Source organism: Acidisoma cellulosilyticum (assembly GCF_020621385.1).
GTDB classification, from domain to species: Bacteria; Pseudomonadota; Alphaproteobacteria; order Acetobacterales; family Acetobacteraceae; genus Acidisoma; species Acidisoma cellulosilyticum.
Window position 1 is genome coordinate 31,582 of the sequence record NZ_JAESVA010000018.1, and the last position, 17,660, is coordinate 49,241.

Sequence of the window (17,660 nt, forward strand, 5' to 3'; positions counted from 1 at the left end):
TAGCAAGTCGCACGACCCGGGTCACCATGAGCCCCAACGCAAAGTAGAAAAATGCACTTTTTTCCGCAAATCTTCCAAGGTCAATGCAATTCCTTCGGAGAAAGAAAGACGGGGCGCCCAGCCAAGGACCGCATTGGCGCGACTTATATCCAACACGCTAACCGGAACATCGAACGCCCGCGTCTCTGTGCGTGAGACATTCAACACGCAGCCCAATCGCGCTTCCAGTTCCAAGACAATCTGGTTTAAGCTGATCCCAACCCCGCTCGCGACGTTAAAAATATACGTGTCGTTGCGTGGCGCATCGGCAAGCGTGACAAGGCAATTCGCTAAATCTGAAATGTGGATATAGTCACGTACTGCCTCTCCGGTGCCCCATATGGTGATCGGCAGTCCGTTCAACGCATGATGCAGAAAGGTCGTTACAGCGCCAACACCACGCTCGATATCCTGGCCGGCACCATAAGGATTGGCAATGCGTGCGATACGACAGTCTAGGCCGTACATGGAGCGATAGAGGCCAAGATAGATTTCAGCGGCGACCTTCCCCGCGCCATAGGCCGTGATCGGCGACATGGGATGTTCTTCAGAGACGGGCGTTTCTTTGACTTTGCCGTAAACGGTCCCCCCAGAGGACGCAAATACCACACGCCCGCCGCCCCGGCGGCGCAGCGCGTCCAGCAGGTCGATGCTGGATGTGACATTGATCCTCAAATCACCGCCGGGATTGGAATTCGCGCTGGCCGGGATCGACCCCCACGCATAGTGATGGACGACATCGACATCCTCCACCAAACTATCCCAGGCGGCTGTGCCAAGCTCCAAGGTACAAAAACCGATCTGGTCGACTACATCCGAGGGTGGTGGGAATGGAAGTGGATGGCGCGAAGCCAGCGTGACGCGATGTCCCGCGCGTGCCAGCATAACGCCGACATGCCGGCCAATGAACCCGCAACCGCCAAGGATAAGATGATGTTCGCTCACGCTTCAACCTGAGAGGTGATGATGAGCCGCAGATGGCCTATCACCATAAAATGCACGGCACGGTCGCGATACTATAAAAAAGCCCCGCATGCGCACATGCAGCGGGCAACATACCGCTACCGGCCGGAGCAGCTGCCTGCAGCACCAAAGCCGACAGATTGCGCATTATAACACTGCGTGTCCAAAACATATCCTCAACAATACCATCAGCTTCAACGTCAGGCCTGAGATAGGGATCAGCAGAGAAAACCGCGCCTAGTGCCGGGGCTTCGTTGAAAGCACTTAAAATCCTGTCTACCATCGCGTGTCGTCCGCCGAGCAATGTCTGCCATTGAAATTCCCGCCAGCCCGCGTGGGTTGTTCTGAAATCCGTAGTAAGCAGTCCGATAACCTCATAATCGGCAGCAATCGATGAAAGTCTAGAAAATAGCGATGAAAATTTATTGGTTACGACTTCCACACGTGCCTTTCCATTTTTGAAACGTCCTATTGCGCGGCGCAAATGTTGTGCGTCCAATTCAAATTCTGTCTCAAGGTAAAGATCAAAATTGGCATTATTGAGTGCCAGATGCGAAAGCATGTCGATACCCAAAGCTATTTCAAAAATATGGGCACACAGCAGGGTTCGCATCGCTGGGTTTGGCGTATCCGCTCTACTCGCGAACGGCCGTAGCACAGGCGTCTGCCACGGTCCTTCGGGATGTCCACTGCGAATAAACTCGGCAAAAGGATCGGCAGATTTCCGCAGCCGATCTGGATGCGCTGCAATCCATTTATTGGGGTCGAAACCGGGCGCTGGCCTGCGCGGATACGGAAGTGTCGCCGGTATTTTCTGTTCAACCTCGGAGACGGAATCCAATCCGCTCTCATCGAGAAGAGCCACGGCGTCGGAAGCATTCGCCAAATAGCGACGGACTGTCGCAGCGCGCGTTTCGATGATTGGCCGCGCTCCCAGGAAGAAATCCGCATCAAACGCTTCATCGGCAATAATCGTTTCGTAGTCAGCAAAAAACTGAGCCGCATTTGACAAATGATTTTCGGCGAGATTGGCAAGCTGATCAACGTAGCGTCCCATATCGAAAACCCGCCGGGCAAACGCCAATGTCGTCTGAGACATTACCTGACGAGCGCCGTCGTCGTCGGCCAACCGGGCAATTAAGCTTCCCGCAGCAGCGGCGTCGGCATAGGGAACGACACCGACCGCCGTTTGCGGATCTTTCAGCAGCAGCTCCGCCATACCACTTGCATTATCAAAGCAAAAGATGGGTATGCCCCGGCATGCTGCATCAATTGACACGTTGGGCAGTGGATCAAGGCGTGAGGAGAGAAAGAACGCGTCGGCCAATGCATAAATTGGCTCTAGATCGGTGACCTCGTTCAAAAAAGTTACATGGTGCTCTAATCCCGCGCGCTGAAGTTGCTCTTCGAGATAAGAAGAGTACCCCAGATCCTTAATTGGATCGTATCCATGGCCAACCCAAAGAAAGTGAATAGGGCGGTTGGTTTGGTTGCGCTGAGCTGTCCCCGCAGCAGCCAGAAAGAAATCCACGCCTTTACGGAAAATGACCGAACCGGCGCCGAGGACGATAAAGGCGCCCGCTTTGCGCGCGTCAACCAATCCCTTCAAATTAACCAGCGGTTTTGGCTTTGTGCTGGGGCGCCCCGGTGGGACTATTGACATACCTTGCGGTAATACTCTGATCCGGCGATCAGCCAAAGGCGAATGTAGTTTTTCTGCCGACCGCGCCACAATTTCAGCTGGAAAGACGACTTCCGACGCATGGTCGAAGGCAGACCGAAGTTCAGCGGCAAACTGAATGTAGCTGCCGAACTCATGCACGAGGAAAAGTGTCGGCACGAACTGACGCGCAAAAATGTTTACCAACCGTCGCGTTTCAGAACTATTTAGAATCGCATAACGAAAAACGCGACCGTTGAAGAGCGGCTGAAGTCCCGTTTCCAGATCCAACTCTTCGCGCTGATCCAGTTCGAAAGGACCGAAAGTTTCCGCACTCAGCGCTTCGAAGTCCTTGATCAACTCACCCTTGCCTAGGATCACAGTGAACACGTTATATTGCTCAGCCAAGTGCTTTGCGATGTTCCAGCCGAGAATAGGAGCGCCAGTCCGCGATCCCTCATGCACGACAATGACAACATTCTCGCGAGCTGAATTAAAACATGGTGGATTGACGTTTGAAGTCGAGGTCATCGTTGCGCGGCGGCCTTCCGCGCGCCCGTGATTGGCGAAATGCAGAAGCAAACTCAACCCGGCACGCGCGAGATCAGGGTAGCGCTGCGCATAGTACCGCGGATTAAAGCCGGCCGATGGGCTCAGACCAAGGGCTTCGCCGATAAGCAAATAATGCAACGCCAAATCGAGTGTCTGATCTTCCAGGCCAGCATGTCGGCGATAGTATTCCGCATCGAACAACTCGCAGGCAGCCACCTGCGCGGTATAGGCCTCAATTTGCTCGGGCCGCGGCCAAGGGGATGGCCGCAATTTCGCCCACGCAGTGATAATATTGCCATCTGGAGGGATGGCAGTGAAATATTTGCCAAACGGATCATCTAGCGCATTCGGCGCGCCGGCTAAATTTGAGCGCCAACGCAGGGTGGAGGATTCTCCGTTCGAATGTTGGTCCTTTTCCGCAGCAGTTTCTTCGAACACCCTTGGCAGTAGGTAAGCAAGGTCGGGTGCCAAGTTCTCCAATTGTACATGGGCATCGACAAGATTCCAGCAATTGCCTTTCGCGGCTACGAGGCGTGCCGCAGCGGCCGAAACATCAAAGCTGGCGTTTGGCGCCCTGCTTTCTCGCATTCCCAAAAGAAGAAAATGCACGTACCCGAAGACCCCAGCCGCAGCGACGTCTGGATTGGCACTTTGATAAAAGGCTTCGTCAAAAAAAGCGCAAGGCACGATCAAACGTACTCTGCCATATTTCAACCAATGGAAAAAGCACGGCGTCTCGGACGGTGCAAAGCTGTGGCCTGCCAAGCGCGAACGGTGTTCATAGATTAGAGGATCGAATAGCGGTGAAGGCGGTAGCGCTTCTTCAAGACCGAAGGTAACAAAGTGCCGAAACAACTGACCGGTCGACGCACCAGCCTCATCACCCAACATCACCCGATAAAACGTTGGAGAAAAAACCGCCAGAGACAGGTCCCATTCCAACGCTGTTAAGCTAGCCCGTGGTTCAGTATATTCCACCATAGCGTTCACTTAAGCGTCCTCTTGCTCGGCAGAATTTGGAATATGAAATTCATTAATTATCCAAATGCGATGAAGAGAAGAACGTATCCCCTCCCATATTTTGTGCAGTCTCAATCGCCGGGAGCAACTGGACGTAGATAAGCGCCAGTCCCTCGAAGCTGCCCCGACGTAATAACCCGAACAAAATACGCCGCCTTGTAAGCATTGCGACAATGCCAGCAGTGATTGCGAGGCTAATATTCAGTGCTTCTGCCTGAGTCCTAAGCGTTTCAGCGCGGTCCGATTCGGACCGGCGCAATAGACCAAGGAGAACGCGTTTACGCGTTGCCCAACGGCAGAATGTAAGCACTTGTGCAGTCTGATACTTGCCAAAAGATGCTTCCCGGGCGTCTAGCCGGTTCAACTGATTGCTCTTTTGAAAATTCTCCTCCTGGCGTTTATTGGCTTCTGCCAGTTCCGCGACGGATCTCTCCGCTGCGAAAGCGCGTCGCAGGCCCTGGTTACGCTCATGCTCCAAAACTGCCCTGCTAGTAATGAGCTCCTCAATACGAGCCGCCGCAATGGCGATCTCACCACGCAGATGATCGATACGCTGATCCCGCTCTTCGGCGAAAACTTTACGCTCGGCTTGCCATTGAGAGCTATGGCCGAGGAGTTCCTCGATTCGAGCGGATGCAATGGCAATCTCATCACGAAGAAGATCGACATGGTGACCCCATTCTTGTGCAAGGATCTTACGCTCAGCTTGCCATTGAGCGCTTCGGCGCTCGACATCCTCAATCGCGGCTGCGGTGATGGTTTTTGCTGCCTCATGCTCAACACGTAATTTTGCGACTTGTTGCCCGGCTTCTGCAAGCGCGTTACTTGAGCGGAGCTGGTCAGCCGCAAGAGCAAGAACGGCGGTGGCAAATTTGTCTTCCGCCACCTGGGCCCGTGATGCCGCAGCAAAGAGCCGATCTTCAGCCGTCATGCTGCGCCACCAGCCACCATCCGTTCGCGGAAAGCACGGGCGTTTCCAGCCGCTCACCTCATAGCTGGAAAGGTGCTTGGGGAGGGTCCAGGTGATGCGGGGATCGGGGATATGCTGAATAGGTTCCACGTCGCCACGCCATGCAACGCCCATGATCTGCATGGTTTGGTAGACCATGGTGCGCCATCCCGCATTGCGCATCGCATCGAGACCTGACGCCACGTAAGGTGAAGCTAAGTCATGGAAAAGCACCAACGCTGAATCTGCTGCATTTCGCATGGCTGCCTCAGCATCTATGCGCGGCGCATCGCCCTCATGATTTGCATCAATAAAAATCAGGGACCAACGTTTATCAGTTGCCGCCGCCAGTTCATCAACGGCGGTCGGGCTGACACCAGAATGCAAACTTACCCTTCCGGCAACACCAGCCGCTTCACAGGAAGCGCGAATGGATTCCAAAAAATCTGGATCTCCGATCATGGGGTCGATCACGTCTAGCGAACCTGCACCTAAGGCCAGATGGACGGTCGACCACCCCCGCCAGCACCCGATCTCCAAACAGGGTTTATCTTTGAACTGTAACGCGCTGTTATAAAGTATTGCCGCCTCATCACGGCTGGAAAACCCGGTCTCTGGGTTGCGCCGATCGACGTACCAGTTATGTTCTACCCAACGGCGCAACCAAGGCCAAGCTATCTGCGAACTATCGCCCACTTCCATGTTTGGAAAGGCAACGTCGGGCATGATTTGAGCAAGGCCAGGAGATACGTAATCACCTTCCGGAAAGACCGGCTGCGCTTCCAAATGCGTACTCAAGGTTGCATCCATCCACAATTTCTCGTCGCGTTTATTAGCATTGAGTAATGTGCCACTTGACGTTTGTCTAGCGGTTCAGTGGGAACTCGCTGGACGCAGGTGTAGGACTGGACCGAGCGGATACAAAAGATGACTGAAGGATAACACCGGAGCCCCTTTCGCGGAACTGTTGGAGATGTGACCGGGGCTCGGCATCGGAGCCGCCGGTCGTGGCATGTTGACGAAACTTGCGTAAATGTCTGAGGTCGGTGATGCAGCTTTTATCGGGCGACCATGTGGTTTTCTCCAGACCGTCTAGTTTTGGATGGTGCTCTTATGAATTTCGCTTCCTGGCACCGTCTCGAGACAAATTACAAAATGCCGTGTTCGAGGCGCCGGACACGCACCGACGCAAAGCGTTCGGCTTGTGCCAGCGTGACGTCGCCTTGCTTCGCCAACTCAAGGCTGACGCTGAAGCGTCGTCGCCCAAGCCGATGAGCGGTGCAAAGCATCTTCAGCCTACGTACCTTCGTCATCGGTAATAGCTCGAATCTCAGGCAAACTCTGGTCAAAGGTCGCGCCATCACCCCGTGCCCCAGGATTCGGAAAATGCGGTCGCGCGCCTCCGTGACGGAGTAGAGATCGCTCCAGGACGGTCGGTGGCGGCCGACGGTATCCGGTGCCGTGGCATCATCCTCGAAGAGGGCCACTCTCACCCAGAGGAAGGCGATGACGTCGACCACATGCGTGCTGCCCATCTGTAGCCCGGTTCGCTCCAGCCGTCCGCGCGCAAAGACCGTCCCACCTAAGGTGGGTTGCGCGGATAGCCAGGCGGCGTCGGCCCGCATGGAGACCAACGCGGTCGAGCCGCCGGGCCTCAGACGTTGCTTCGTGCTCGGCAGTCTGTGCGGCCTCCGCATTTTCCGGGAAGAGGAGCCGTAACCGCAGCGACACGAGTCGGGTCGCCATGACGAGCCAGTCCGCCCGGCGTTTGAACGCGACGCGATCCCGCATCTGGTCGAATCCAATCAGGAATTGCTCGACGAGGGTAAGGATCGACATCCGGCCGAGATCGATCCGCTGCCGCTCCGCGAGGTCGAGAAGCAGGTCCATCGGTCCGTTGAAGCCGTCAAGATGCAGCATGGGAATTGTGGACGCACGGAGGCGCGGCTGATCATCCTCCCAGCTGAGGTCCAAGATCGTAGCTTCGTGGGCTGCCGCACCGCCAGCCCAGTCGTCTGTGTCTCGCTGGCTCACGTCGCCGGCCGCGGTGGCAGCCGAGGCTACAGCACGAAACGCAGCGCGGGCCAGACGATGGCAATCTCGGCCACGGCGACATGCGGCGTTCGGCCTGGGGCGAAGAAGCCGTAGCCGAGCACGCTGTGGCCAGCCGGCAACCGCTGTCCCGGTTTCGCATCGGGGCGTCAGGTCGCATGCAGCGGCAGGTCGGACAGCCCCCAATGGTCCAACAGCCAGGCCCGGGCCTTCGGATGGGTCAATTCATAGAGCAAGAGATCCGCCGGCACCGGCAGCAGTGTGGAGAGGTCAAAGAGACGGGCGCGGCGGCAGGCCGTGCTTTGCCCCATCAAAGCGGTGGCGCGCGCAGCGCGCTCCTCTGCCCGCTCGCGGAATTGCAGCGCGAGAAGGCAGCTGTCTTTCACCGTCGGAGACCGGACGGATTTCGCTTGAGAGACAGCGAGGTTGAAAATGTCGTCCTCGATGTGGGCGCCGTCGACGCGCCAGGGCACAATCTCGGTTCCGTGTGGATGGGCGATCCTTCAAACATCCGAAGATGCGCGCTGTGCCATGCACTACCCGAATCACCGGGATTCTCAAATGACTCGGCTGAGGGCGCGCCCCGTGCGGTAGCGTCTTTCTGGGCACGCTATCGCATCACCCCAGAGGAGATACCGCCGATGGACACAGTCTCTGTGTCGCTCCGCCGCGTCCGCCCATTCCGTAACGAACGGCGCTTTTACCGACTCGAGGTGAGTTTGGATCTCTTCGGCACTCTGTTACTCTGCCGGCGATGGGGCCGCATCGGCACCGACGGCCAGCTGAGGTGCGACGCTTATCCAGATCGGGCGACCGCTGCGGCAGCCCTTGCCCGCCATGCCGATCGCAAGCGCCGGCGCGGCTACGATGACTGGGCAGACGCATCTCAATCAAGCTTTGCAAACGCTGCAGTATGACTGGGACCACCCGTTTCGGTCGGAGCGACAATCCCCATGGCTCAACTGCAGTCTGCCTCTTCCCTCCTGGCTTTCAAGACCGGCGACCTCTCGATCGTCATCTCAACGCCGCACCAGCCGCTTAGCGCCAACGATGCCCCGGTGATCGTTGAGACTGGGAGTCACGTCCGGAAGCCCGGGCTATAAGGGGCGTAGCTGGACCATCAGGTTCGTTCTCGTCCCTTGAGCCGCCTCTCACCGCGACCCTGCGGCTCAGGCGGTCGCCTGTCGACCAGCCCCACTTGGTTGATGGTGCAGCAGAACCGGCTCCCAGGCTTTGGATTGATCCAAGGCGATCCGCCCATCCCGCGCAAGCTCCAGCCCGGCCAAGAATGTGCTGGCGGTCGCCACCCGTTGCCGGAATGCGGCATCCGGCAAGGCCGCGTCGATCGCCGGTTCGAACAGAGAAAGGGGGCAGCCGCCTTCCGGCACATCGGCGAGCCATTGGGTGATCCGGGCGATGGCGTCGGTCACCCGCCAAACGGGTGGCGGTGGCGCCCGATAGGGTTCCGAGCCTTCAGGCAGAGTGATGAGAGCCAGGCAGGCGCGCAGCAGCGCCGTGATATCGCCGGCCCGTTCCGGCAAGGTCCGGGTGATTTGCCCGCGTGCAAAAACATCCCTCAGCAGCTGCGGACGGTGCTCCAGCCAGTCAGCCGCCGCTGCGACAACAGAGCGATCAAGCAACTGCCGGCGCAAGCGATCGGCCTCGTCCTCAGCTGCCCGGGCATCGGCTGGATCGGCCGGGAGTAACAGCCGGGAGCGCAGCAGCGTTAAGGTGGTGGCCATCACCAGCCAATCGCCCCACAGCCCAAGCGGTGCAGTACGGTGCTGGCCAGCCAGCGCCGTTTCGAGAGCGGTCGCGAAGGCATCGATCAGAGCCACGATCGGCAGCCGGGCGAGATCGATTTTCTGCGCCCGCGCCATCTCCAGCAGCCAGTCAAGCGGCCCCTCGAAACCCGCGACTGACAAGACCGGTACTGCATCACGCGCTGGCCGCGGCCGCGGATCCTCCCAGACACCGTCGCCCGGCACCACCCCGGCTACATCACCAGCATCGTGCTCTCCGCCCATCATGCGATGTCGTAGACAGGGCTGAGCGCGAACTGCAGCCCGGGCCATCGCGCGGCCAGCTGTGCCACGGCCCGCCACGGTGACCAATCGGCCGACCAAAAGGTCCAGGTCACAGTAGCGGCCGCCGGCCCCGCTGGATCGGGCGCGACCTCCGTCACATGACGGAGCGCTACGGTCGTGCCCCACTGCGTCCAGAGCCAGGCCTTGGCCTCTGCGTCATCCGGTCCGAGACGCAGGATGTCGCCGGGTACCGGCACCAGACTGTGCAGATCGAAGGGGCAGGCTTGGGACAGACCGACGGCACTGGCAGCCACCGCTTGCCGTCGCTCGACGGCCGCGCGCAGACGATCGGCGAGGATACGGGCGCCGGCGACGCTCAGGCGCTCGGTCGGTGAGCCGCCCGGCGCCACCAGCCGATGAAACCAATCCTCGGCGAGTGCATCGAGGTCGAGGCGCCACGGAATAAGACCGGCCCCGCGCGCCGCCGCACGCAAGGATGCCAGATCGCCGGCGGGCCCGGTGACCATCAGCCGGTGATACAGCCAGTCGGGATCGGCGAGGCACAGGGCGGGACCGTTGTTGACCGGGGCGGCTGCCTTTTGGCTCATGACGCGGGCGGCTCGTCGCCTGCCCGCCCCTGCCCGGCTTTCCGTGGCGGGATTGTCCGTTTCAGGCGGAGGGATCGCGCGGTTAGAATCCGGCGGATGGCATCGGCGCCGAGGCGGCTGTGCTCGACATTGCCCCACCGGTCGACCTTCCGGAATAAGGGACCGAAACCTGTGTCGCTTGCCCGCATCCAGTCTTCCAGACTGCGCACGGGACAGACCGGCCCCTCCGCGTGCCGCGGAACCGTGACGACGTGACCCGCGCCGGTGCTGTCTGGTTGCACCGTCATCGCCATGCCGGCCGGCGTCCAGCTTACCTGCTCGGCGTCGAGCGCCACCACCACTCTGCGTCCCAGTCCAGCGGCCAGCAACAGCAGAATCGCGCGATCACGACGGCCGCGCAGATCGCCGCCGCAGCGCCGCGCCATCGCCAGCATCTGTAATGAGGCGACGACCGCCTTGCGACGCGGCGGTCTAGCTCGAAGACCACGCAACAAGGCCTTGGCCTCTGACGGGAGACCCGGCGGCGGGAGGTGGCGGAGGCGATGCATCGCGGCAATCGCCGCACATCGCCGCGCAAGCGTGCCATAGCTGAGGCGGTCGGCCGCCTCCGCGAGAAAGGCTGCGACTGTCGTGGGGTCTGCCGGCAGCGCGGTGCGACCGGTCGTGTCGCACCAGGTCGCGAAGGCGGTCCAATCGCCGGCATAGAGGCGCGCGGTTTCAGCGGCGGGCGATGCGGGGACGGATGCGGCGGTCTTCGGGACTGACATCGGCAAACCTTGGGGAGCGGTAGCGCGCCCAGGGACCCTGCCGGGTTTCATAGATTGGGGCAAGCCCATGCTCAGGCGCGGTAAGCAGACCAAAAGGAATGTATGCCCGATAAATATCCTTGTCGTGCGACCATATCTGGCGCATTTTGAGCCCCTGAATCGCACGGGAACACGCTCAGCACGCCATGAATGACCGTCGCACAGACCACGATCCGGCTCTCTCCAAGGGCCCGGAGGACCCGGCCCTCCCCCTCGTGGCTCTCTCGGTTTCAATGAACCAGGTCACAGTCGGCGAAGCCCCTGTCGGACAGCCTCCGGAGGACGTTCGCCTCTGGTTCGATGCGGCCGCCAAAGCTGCCATTCCCTTAGCTGATGGAACCCTCGCCACGGCCCGCCACGCCGCAGACGCGTATGCCCGCCACGCCAAAGCCGAGAATACCCGCCGCGCCTACCGCGCCGGCGTCCGCGCCTGGTGCGCTTGGTGCGAGACCCACGCCCTCCCCTGCCTGCCGGCGTCTGCCGGCGACATCGCAGCCTTCCTCGCAGCCGAACGCGGCCAGGGCGCGAGTGTCAGCACCCTCACCCTTCGCCGCGCGGCCATACGCTACCTGCATTTCATCGCAGGCCTCCCTGTGCCGACGGCCGAAGCGCGCGTCGCCGAGACCATGGCCGGCATCCAGCGCCACGCGAGCGCCCAAGGCGAGATGCCCACGCGCAAGCTCGCCGCCACCTTCGCGATCCTGGGTCAAATTCTGACACCGATCGGAGACGATCTTGTGGGCCTGCGCGATCGTGCCTTGCTGTTGACCGGCTTTGCCGGCGCCCTGCGGCGATCGGAACTGGCCGCCATCCAGATCGAGCATCTGGAGACCCGTGACCGCGGCCTGCATCTCACCCTGCCCCACTCCAAGGGCGAACGGACGGGCAAACCCGTCATCGTCGCGATTCCCTACGGGACCACCGCGCTCTGCCCGGTCAGGGCGTTGCGCCGTTGGCAGGCGGCTGCCGGCATCACGGAGGGGCCTCTATTCCGGAGGATCTGGCAGCCTCCGACCCGCTCCAAAGCACCCGACGCTGTCCGGCCTGCTGTCGTGGTCGGCACTGAGGCCCTCGACCCGGGCACCGTTGCCCGGATCATCAAATTACGCGCCCAGGCCGCCGGGTTCGATCCCGCGATCCTCAGCGGCCACAGTCTCAAGCGCGGCGCACTGACGACCGGCAAGGATCTGGGCATCCACCCATCGCGGCTGAAGCAGCTTGGGCGGCACAAGACCTACGCGGTGCTCGATGCCTATCTCGAATTCGGAGATCCGTTCGAAGGGCACCCGCTGAGCGGTCTGATGTGATGGCGCCAGTGTTTCTACCGGCGAGACCTCACCTCGTAAGCAAATCCAAATGCCGAAATGATAATTAGATCAGTAACTTGTCCAGCGCACAATGCTATACCGGGTTATTACGTCTAGATAACATAAGAACTGAAATTTTATCGCTGGAAGAGATGTGAGTCCTATATAAATGACGCCGTGAAATCGCTTCTGCCCACCGCATCCGCCGCGCTCTTCCGCGGCGTCCGATAGATTACGTTCACCCGCATCACCGCCGCCACCCCACGCCAGATAAACAACTGGTCCTGCAGCCAAGCAGCCGCGCCCCAGTGAGCCGCAATGCGGATAGGGTTCACCCTGGAAGCGCGCGCGATATGATCAAGGAGGCCGCCTTCAGCTGGCACGAAACTCTCGGCATACCGTCGGATGTGAACATCGAAACTCCCGCAAAGCGATGATCAAACTGGCGCTCCTCTCTCACTGGGACACCGGCGGCTTTCAAGCGCAAATGAACCGCGTCAATGCCGCTTATGAGGCGGCCCGCGTCGCTGCGCCTGGTAGACAGTCACCTATAGACTAGCTCAAAGACCGGGAGGTCTGCGGCTTCACCGAAGCGCCAACGGCGCTTTACTGAAATCAGCAGGGAAGACCGACATAAACGGGCGATCATGAGGCTACGGCCAGGTAGGCCCGCGTGACCAGTTCGCGGCCGACGCAAGGCAGGGGGCGTCTCCTTCCACATGAAGCGCCGCATGATGAGCAGATCGCTTTGCATCCCCGGAATCGGAGGGATTTTCCGAATCACTCACCTGGCCCATGCTGCCGCAGCCTAGCCCGCAGCCAATCCGGCTTAATCTCCAACCAAGGACGAATAGCGCGCAATGCCGCGGACGGACGGAGACCGAAGCGGCCTAGAGAAGTGAAGATCACGGGGAAGCGGCGTATTTGACCCCGGGCTGATCGACCCTTCCTTTCTCTACGACCGCTTGGAACAGGATGACGCCCGTTATACGGCCTTATGCAATTGCATCGCGCGCAATGGCCAGGCTTCATTCAGTGCGCCCGCACCCCACCGAGCCCGGCCGTTATCAAGCCGCCTTCGGACATGGCCGCCCGGTGCGCAGCCTTACGGCCAATGAGCGATCGGCAGCTGGCATTGCCCAGAGTCAGGAAAATACAGCCGCACCGATCTGACCTTTGTCGAGCGCAGTCTCTTCACCTTTGCCCTTCTGGTAGTAGGTTACAACCGGCCGACCATGATACAAGCATGGCCATTACAAAACCACTCTGCCCCGGCCGCTGAAAATGTGAGTGGTTGTCCCATCGATGTCATAGAGGCGGATAGGCCCAGCACCCACCATCGGGCGCCTGCAATAGACAGAACTCGGCCGTGCCTGGACCCGTCGTGCCGCGGACTGCCCGGTAAGGCTGGCAATAGAGAGCGGCACGTCCCGCGCCGCAGATTCCAATACTAGGGTCGAGCGGGTCTACCGGTATTTGGCCTAGCCGGACCCAAAACCACACGCCGCCGTTTTAGACTATGGTCCGCACCGTATCCTCAGCCGCTCGGGCCGCCGGGCTGGCACGCTTTATACCTCGCCGAAGAATTTCGTTCTACGAAGAGACGATTGCAGTCGGTTCCGGCTCCTTTTTGGCGAGCCAGCTGGAAATCCCTCTATGCCGACTACAAGCGAAAGGTGCCGGCGAGGGTGCAACTGCCCGGTTTCGTTGGACGTTAATCTGCTATGGGACTGACCGGGGGTTTGACAGCTGTCAAAGCCGCGACGCTTTTGACAGCTGTCAATTCCGTCGCCACCGAGACAGACCGATAGCTCCTTTTTCGCTTTTGCCCAAAGGTATTCTTGACAGCTGTCAAAAACGTCGCGTTTTTCTAGGGATAGGCGGCGCCATTACACGCGATCTCCGTCCCAATTTTGGCGGCAGGCGACAAAAGCCGATTGCGCTACCAGCCACGATGCGGCTACTAACGGATATTCATCGAATTATGGAAGTTTTCCGTAGATGCTGGATAAAGGCGCGCTTCCTGAAAAAAGTCACGTCGACGAAGAAATCCGTGCCGACGCTCAGGCGCTGAGTTCAGAATTATTCAACCTGCGTGCAAGACTGTTTCCGCCAAGCTCGGCCAAGCCGTTGCGCCTGTTTTCTAGCGGCGAGGCGGCATCGATTATCGGCATCAGCGATGCTTATCTGCGGCAGCTATCCTTGGCGGAAGTAGGGCCTGCCCCGGTAAGTGTGGTGGCCGGCCGACGCTCTTATACCCTCGCCCAGATAAACGAATACCGCCAAATTTTGTCCCGTGAAGGCCGCGCCTATCTCCCGCGCCGCCGAGATGGTGAGCATCTTCAGGTCATCGCGGTCACGAATTTCAAAGGGGGCTCCGGCAAGACCACCACGTCCGCCCATCTTGCCCAATATCTGGCCTTGCGCGGTTTCCGCGTCCTGGCGGTGGATCTTGATCCGCAATCCAGCCTATCGACCCTCTTCGGCTTTCAGCCGGAAACCGATCTCTCGGAAAACGAGACCTTGTATGCGGCCATACGCTACGACGACAAACGGCGGAAATTGAAAGAGATTGTCCGCCCGACCTATTTCACCGGCATCGACATCGTGCCCGCCAATCTCGAATTGCAGGAATTCGAGCACGACACACCGCGCATTCTGGCCATGGCGAAACGGGGCGAGCACGACCTTTTCTTCAGCCGCGTGAAGGAAACTTTCGCCCAAGCCAATGACAGCTACGATGTGATCGTCGTCGATTGTCCGCCGCAGCTTGGCTTCCTCACGCTTGGGGCACTCTGTTCCGCGACCGGCGTCATTGTCACCGTTCATCCGCAGATGCTCGATATTGCCAGCATGTCCCAGTTTTTGCTGATGACCGCCGATCTGCTCAGCGTGGTGCGAAATGCCGGAGGTGAGCTGAAATACGATTTTCTTCGCTATCTCATCACCCGTTACGAGCCGCAGGACGGCCCGCAGACCCAAATCGTCGGCTTCCTGCGGAATCTTTTTGGCGAGCGGGTGCTGACCACACCTATGCTGAAATCCACTGCTGTCTCAGACGCCGGGCTGACCAAGCAGACGCTGTATGAAATCAGCCGCCAAAGCCTTGGCCGTGCAACCTATAGCCGCGCCATCGAAGCTTTGGATGCGGTGAACGGCGAAGTCGAATCCCTCATCAAGGCAAGCTGGGGCCGTGGATCATGATGAAACGCAAAGACCTGTTGAAAGCGGCCTTCGACAAACCCGTCACTGACGCCGTGCCGCCAGGGAGTCCGCTTGCCGAAACCGCCCGCGTGCCGTCCGGCGCGATTCGGGCCATGGGGCTCAGCCTTAACCGGATCGAAGCCAACGCGGCCCTAGCCGAAACCTTCGCCGAGCAAATCGCACGCGGGGAGGTCGTCCAGGAGCTGGACCCGCTGCTGATTGAACCCTCCTTCGTGGATGACCGGATCGATCGCACCTCCGATCCGGATTTCCGTCAGCTGGTCGAGAGCATTGCGGCCTCGGGTCAGCAGGTGCCGATCCTGGTGCGGCCGCATAAGGGTAAGCCCGGCTATTATCAGGTCGCTTACGGCCATCGCCGCTGGACTGCCTGCCGCGAGCTGCAGCGCAACGTCAAGGCTCTGGTGCGACCGCTGAGCGACGCCGATCTGGTCATAGCCCAGGGCAAGGAAAATGCCGAGCGCCGCAACCTATCCTTTATCGAACGTGCGACTTTCGCCGCGCATCTGGAAAGCCAAGGGTTCGAGCGCTCCGTCATCCAATCCGCGCTCGCAGTCCATCCGGCAGAGATGACGCGGCTGCTGGCCATCGCACGTGAGATTCCCAAGAGTTTCATTGCGGCGATCGGCCCGGCACCACGGGCGGGACGTCCGCGCTGGATGGAGCTTGCCGCTCTGCTAGCTGATGCGCGCGCGCGCGAGCGGCTTGTCGCCATCATCGAAGAGCCCGCATTCCGGAAAGTCGGCTCCGACACGCGCTTTGACCTGGCGCTGACGCGGCTGCGCGCCACCAAGGCACCGGCGGACGCACCTTTTACCTTTCGCGATGCCCAGGGCAGGGCCGTGGGCACGGCAGAGCCGACGGCCGCAGGGTTTCGCCTGCTGTTCGATCTGAAACTCGCCCCTGGTCTGGATCGCTACCTGCTTGAAAATCTGCCCGCGCTGATCGCGGCCTACGAAAGCCCCTGAAGCGTGGACTTTCGCGAGACGCGAAACGCCGTCACCGCAATGGACAACTGCGCCGCTGGCCATTCGCCCGTGGACTTTTGCGATGGCGGCCACGGCAACCTCCCCTTGCGCATCGTACCGGCCGCGACAGCGGCGCAGCTCCGTGGACTTTTGCGATGATCTTCGGGGCAAACCGCCCTTCGCGCACTCGCCGTCAGGGGCCGCGGGCTTCCGAGTCGCCGAAACCTAGAGGCCGCAGCCACAGCGACTCATCCCCAAGCCTGCTGTGGACCCTTGCGAGGCAAGTGTGGACTGTTGCGAGAGGCCCTGACGTTAAATCAAGAACTTAGCTACGTTATCCCGTGGACTGTCGCGAGCAAACTAATAGAAAGACTTCTAATAACTTCCCAAATAGTTTGCCTCCCTAAAGTCCACGGCGACATTTACCTCATCCTCTGGCAGTTTTCCCTCCATTCGCTGATTGGGTGCGGCAATGGGGACGGTTCACGACCTAATCGAGATGCGAGGACGCCTTGGCACCCTTGCCATGGATGTTGACCGTCGCGTTGTCGAAGCTGCTGCGTCCTATATGGCTGATGAGGACAACGGCATTGGCTTTGTCTATTCCGGCTGGACCCAGGCTGCCCTCCCGCACCGTCGTCTGAAAGACGATCAAACTTGGCAGATCACGTCCGACCATGTGAAGCTACTGATCGAGCCTGGGCGCCGGGCCAACGATTTCGGGGAACCGACCTGGGTTGGCGTGCCCTATGGGTCGCGCGCTCGTCTCATCATGCTTTATCTGCAGACGGAAGCGCTACGCACCAACAGCCGCGAGATCGAACTCGGAAAATCCTTACGCGCTTGGCTGACACGTCTGGGTATTTCGATCGGCGGCAAGTCGCTAAAAGATGTCCGGGAACAAGCTGAGCGCATTTCGCGCTGCCGGTTGACCTTTCATATACAGACTGCCGGACGGGCGGGCCTCGTCAATCAGAACATCATGGATACCGCAATGTTCGTGGATGGCGCCGACCCCGGTCAAGGCACCTTGTTTCTGGAAACCGCACGCCTGTCTGAAGTCTTCTTCGAGCAGCTGCGCAAACATCCTGTGCCCCTAGAAGAAGCGGCGATCAGAGCCATCAACAACAACTCGATGGCGCTAGATATCTATTGCTGGCTGGCCTACCGCCTGCACGTCCTGTCAGGCCCAAGGCAGGTGACCTGGAAAGCGCTGATGGGTCAGTTCGGTAGCGGTTACAAAGAACAGTTTCACTTCAAGCCCCGTTTCCTTGAAAATCTCAACCTGGCGCTTGCTGTCTATCCGGACGCAAAAGTGGATGTGGATGAACGCGGGCTGACGCTCAAACCGTCCAAATCCCCCGTGCCGCAGAAAGCCGCCGCCGTCCGGTAAGGCCCGACTCGCAAAAGTCCACATCGCGTGCTTTCAAAACTCGACGTTCAACGAATGCTGGCCGGTCCCCAACCTTCGGCCCGGAGCGGCGATG

13 protein-coding genes are annotated in these 17,660 nt (G+C 59.7%); 5 read left to right on the forward strand and 8 right to left on the reverse strand.

Annotated features, from left to right (window positions below):
* Positions 1-21 precede the first annotated feature (21 nt).
* The 5 genes from ACELLULO517_RS27035 to ACELLULO517_RS27055 all read right to left on the reverse strand — a co-directional run bounded on the left by ACELLULO517_RS27035 (position 22) and on the right by ACELLULO517_RS27055 (position 7,708).
* Positions 22-984, reverse strand: a complete 963-nt coding sequence (locus tag ACELLULO517_RS27035) for an NAD-dependent epimerase/dehydratase family protein (protein WP_227310655.1) — start codon at positions 982-984, stop codon at positions 22-24.
* A gap of 40 nt (positions 985-1,024) precedes the next feature.
* A complete protein-coding gene (locus ACELLULO517_RS27040; RefSeq protein ID WP_227310684.1) occupies positions 1,025-4,195 on the reverse strand; it encodes a glycosyltransferase in 3,171 nt (1,056 codons plus the stop codon).
* Positions 4,196-4,247: 52 nt separating this feature from the next.
* The gene (locus tag ACELLULO517_RS27045; RefSeq protein WP_227310656.1) at positions 4,248-5,993 is read right to left on the reverse strand and encodes a class I SAM-dependent methyltransferase; all 1,746 of its coding nucleotides are present in this window, start codon (positions 5,991-5,993) and stop codon (positions 4,248-4,250) included.
* Between the two features lie 338 nt (positions 5,994-6,331).
* Entirely contained in the window at positions 6,332-6,718 is a 387-nt protein-coding gene (locus ACELLULO517_RS27050; RefSeq protein ID WP_227310657.1) for a hypothetical protein, read from the reverse strand.
* Between the two features lie 666 nt (positions 6,719-7,384).
* Positions 7,385-7,708, reverse strand: a complete 324-nt coding sequence (locus tag ACELLULO517_RS27055) for a hypothetical protein (protein WP_227310658.1) — start codon at positions 7,706-7,708, stop codon at positions 7,385-7,387.
* A gap of 168 nt (positions 7,709-7,876) precedes the next feature.
* On the opposite strand from ACELLULO517_RS27055, the gene ACELLULO517_RS27060 reads away from it, so the two are divergent.
* Positions 7,877-8,152 carry a WGR domain-containing protein gene (locus ACELLULO517_RS27060; RefSeq protein ID WP_227310659.1) on the forward strand — a complete coding sequence of 92 codons (276 nt, stop codon included), beginning with the start codon at positions 7,877-7,879 and terminating at the stop codon, positions 8,150-8,152.
* Positions 8,153-8,404: 252 nt separating this feature from the next.
* On the opposite strand, the gene ACELLULO517_RS27065 is transcribed toward ACELLULO517_RS27060, so the two are convergent.
* The 3 genes from ACELLULO517_RS27065 to ACELLULO517_RS27075 are packed head-to-tail and all read right to left on the reverse strand — an operon-like array spanning position 8,405 to position 10,637.
* Entirely contained in the window at positions 8,405-9,265 is an 861-nt protein-coding gene (locus ACELLULO517_RS27065; protein WP_227310660.1) for a segregation and condensation protein A, read from the reverse strand.
* Complete coding sequence (locus ACELLULO517_RS27070) at positions 9,262-9,870, reverse strand: hypothetical protein (RefSeq protein ID WP_227310661.1); 609 nt, start codon at positions 9,868-9,870, stop codon at positions 9,262-9,264. Before ACELLULO517_RS27070 ends, ACELLULO517_RS27065 begins: the two co-directional genes overlap by 4 nt.
* On the reverse strand, positions 9,867-10,637 hold the full coding sequence (locus ACELLULO517_RS27075; RefSeq protein WP_227310662.1) for a site-specific integrase: 771 nt from the start codon (positions 10,635-10,637) through the stop codon (positions 9,867-9,869). The genes ACELLULO517_RS27070 and ACELLULO517_RS27075 overlap by 4 nt, the downstream gene beginning before the upstream one ends.
* Before the next feature lie 272 nt (positions 10,638-10,909).
* On the opposite strand from ACELLULO517_RS27075, the gene ACELLULO517_RS27080 reads away from it, so the two are divergent.
* The 4 genes from ACELLULO517_RS27080 to ACELLULO517_RS27095 all read left to right on the forward strand — a co-directional run bounded on the left by ACELLULO517_RS27080 (position 10,910) and on the right by ACELLULO517_RS27095 (position 17,566).
* The gene (locus ACELLULO517_RS27080; protein ID WP_227310663.1) at positions 10,910-11,983 is read left to right on the forward strand and encodes a site-specific integrase; all 1,074 of its coding nucleotides are present in this window, start codon (positions 10,910-10,912) and stop codon (positions 11,981-11,983) included.
* Between the two features lie 2,001 nt (positions 11,984-13,984).
* Complete coding sequence (gene repA / locus ACELLULO517_RS27085) at positions 13,985-15,187, forward strand: plasmid partitioning protein RepA (RefSeq protein ID WP_227310664.1); 1,203 nt, start codon at positions 13,985-13,987, stop codon at positions 15,185-15,187.
* Positions 15,184-16,173, forward strand: a complete 990-nt coding sequence (gene repB, locus ACELLULO517_RS27090; RefSeq protein WP_227310665.1) for a plasmid partitioning protein RepB — start codon at positions 15,184-15,186, stop codon at positions 16,171-16,173. Before repA ends, repB begins: the two co-directional genes overlap by 4 nt.
* 526 nt (positions 16,174-16,699) lie before the next feature.
* Positions 16,700-17,566, forward strand: a complete 867-nt coding sequence (locus ACELLULO517_RS27095) for a replication protein RepA (protein WP_319796453.1) — start codon at positions 16,700-16,702, stop codon at positions 17,564-17,566.
* The last annotated feature ends 94 nt before the right edge of the window (positions 17,567-17,660 follow it).